Consider the following 2,725-nt stretch of genomic DNA (forward strand, 5'->3'; position numbering starts at 1 on the left):
CACTGTCTGACATTTTTTCGCCAGTTTAGCAACCAATACTTTCAACTCCTCGTCTGGGTAAGCATCTTGTGGCCTTCCCTTGAACCCAACCAATGTACCATCATAATCCAAAAATAGTAATGGTTTTTTAGCGGCATCAAATGCCTTCTTCATTTGGGCAATAATTTTCTTATCAAGGGCTTTTGATTCCAAATCAGCTTGCTTCTCTTTCACAAACTGTAACCTGTCCATAAACACCTTGACCCACTGAAAAATATCGTATTTTTTCAAACTTGCCTGCATGGAATTTATCCTCACTTCCTGCTCTTCCTCATCCATGGATAGTGCCTCTACAATGGCACTAGTTACCCCTTCCTGATCATTTGGATTGACCAAAATAGCATCCACCAATTCTTTACTGGCTCCGGCCATTTCAGAGAGAATAAGCACTCCCTTTTTATCGGTTTTGCTGGCTACGAATTCCTTACACACCAAGTTCATTCCATCCCTTAGAGGCGTCACCAAAGCGATGTCGGACATACTGTAAAAAGCACTTAACTCATTGAAAGGGAAACTGCGGTAGAAATAATGAATGGGCACCCAGTTTAAGGTTGAAAATTTACTGTTGATGTGCCCAACTAAGGTGTCGATTTCTTCTTTTAAAGTTTGATAAGATTGTACCTGGTCTCTGGAAGGGACCACCACCATTATCATGGATACTTTCCCTCTGTATTGGGGATTTTCATCCAAAAGCTTTTCAAAAACTTTTATTCGGTTAGGTATTCCTTTGGAATAATCCAACCTATCTATCGTTATCAGCAATTTTTGGTCTCCCAAGGTTTGCTTAAATTTCTTTACGAAATTTTGGGTTTTTGGACTGATGGCTGCTTTTTCAAATTTCTCGTAATCGATCCCCATCGGAAAAGCATCCACGTTTATCAACCTATTATCTGCTTGAATAAACCCACTTTCATTGGAAAGCCCCAAGATTCTTCCCACGGCACTTAAAAAGTGTCGCATGTCATCATAGGTATGAAAGCCTATCAGGTCTGCCCCAACCATTCCCTCAAGCATTTGTTTCCTCCAGGGGAGCATTCGCATGATCTCGTAAGAAGGAAATGGAATGTGCTGAAAAAAGGCAATGGTTGCATTGGGCAACTTTTTCCTCAACATCATAGGGAGTAACAAGAGCTGGTAATCATGTACCCAAATGGTATCATCATCACTTGCTTTGGCTAAAATGGCATCGCAAAATTTCTTGTTTACATTCCAATATGCTTCCCAATATTCATCCTCATAATTAATATGTTGGGTGAAATAGTGAAAGGCAGGCCATATGGTTTCGTTACTAAATCCCTCATAATACAACTCCACATCTTTTTTAGTGAGAAATACTGGAGCCATTTTCAATTTTATAAGCTCATCAATCACCTCTTGCCGCTGCCCCTCATCTTCCACGTCATTTCCCGGCCAGCCTATCCAGATATTCTCCCCTTCTTTATAAATTGAACCCAAGCCTGTAGCCAAACCACCGGCACTTGGCTTAAATTCAAATTTCCCGTTTTTATGCTGCAAACTAATCGGTAGCCTATTTGAAACGATAATTGTTTTTGACATTTTATTGTGTTGGTTTATATTTTAAAAATTTTTACAAAAGTGTATACTACTTTTAACCTGAATCTATAAAATAGAAAGTCAATTGCCTCGATTGAATCATTAGTCTATTTGGTTTACCTAAAGCTCCTGACTAACCCTTCTTCTCTTAACAAGAATCAATCCTTTTAGTGAATATCCCGGGGAAAAATGTCATTTTGGGTATTATTTCCTTTCTAATATAATCAAATTGAAAGGAAATAAAAACCACCAAATAAATTACAGGCCTTATGTACTTCCGTTAATTGCCTCAGTATCCGGCATTTCTTTCCCTAAATAATTTCCCTAAAAAATTACCGGTCAATGCACTAGAGCCTCCTATCAAAAAACCCATAACGCCGGTAATTCCTACTAAAATTGTTCCATTTGAAAAACCCATTATCTGAGAAAACTTATCGGGTAGATCCGATCCGGAAACTGACCAAATTACCAATGGGGCGATGACCCAAACACTCGCAACCCCTATGGCTCCTGCTATGAAAGCAAGAAAAGCTGCTCCTCTAAACCAGGCCGACACTGCCCCTATAAGTATCATCATTACGTAATAAGGAACAATTGAACCCAATAGAAAAGCGATAAGCGCAATAACTAGTGTGTGTATGATAAATTTCATATCAATCTGGGCTAAATTTTGTATAAAACAAATCGCCTGCTGCTTTATTCCTACCCCGCAAGCCTATGGTTAAATACTCTCCGGAAGCCCATGCATCTACTAGATTATCATAGTATTTACTACCGGGATTCCCTGACTGTCCTCCGGGGTAAACGCCAACTGCCTTAATTTCCGACCCCATCTCTACAATCATTCTCCAACCCGGACCCCAGTCTGAAGCCGAAGCATTGACAATACCTTTCCCTCCTCCAATGGGAATATTATACCTTCCAAAAGGAGTTAAATTGGGGATCAAATGGCTTATATGAGTGTTTTTATAGGTGGACCAGCTGATCGAATCTTTACCTACAGTAAGTTCCCCCATCTCTTCCACCATCCCTAGAAAACCTATATTGATCCAAAAAGAAGCTCCTTCTTTCGCCTTGGTTTTGGCATCATCAAACCAGACTCCATTGGGCTCATTTTTTGTAAGGTTGGCGA

3 protein-coding genes are annotated in these 2,725 nt (G+C 39.9%); all 3 read right to left on the reverse strand.

Annotated features, from left to right (window positions below; genetic code table 11):
* Window positions 1-1,596 (reverse strand): bifunctional alpha,alpha-trehalose-phosphate synthase (UDP-forming)/trehalose-phosphatase (locus tag AAC037_RS23145; protein WP_339905964.1); only part of this gene is annotated, 1,596 nt, incomplete at its 3' end.
* A gap of 286 nt (window positions 1,597-1,882) precedes the next feature.
* On the reverse strand, window positions 1,883-2,245 hold the full coding sequence (locus AAC037_RS23150; RefSeq protein WP_339905966.1) for a hypothetical protein: 363 nt from the start codon (window positions 2,243-2,245) through the stop codon (window positions 1,883-1,885).
* Between the two features lies 1 nt (window position 2,246).
* Window positions 2,247-2,725 (reverse strand): penicillin acylase family protein (locus AAC037_RS23155; RefSeq protein WP_339905968.1); only part of this gene is annotated, 479 nt, incomplete at its 5' end.

The organism is uncultured Cyclobacterium sp., assembly GCF_963976465.1.
Classification (GTDB): Bacteria; Bacteroidota; Bacteroidia; order Cytophagales; family Cyclobacteriaceae; genus Cyclobacterium.

Excerpts from the sequence above, each read along its gene's own strand:
- AAC037_RS23150 (WP_339905966.1), bottom strand. The coding sequence starts at position 2,245 with ATGAAATTTATCATACACACACTAGTTATTGCGCTTATCGCTTTTCTA.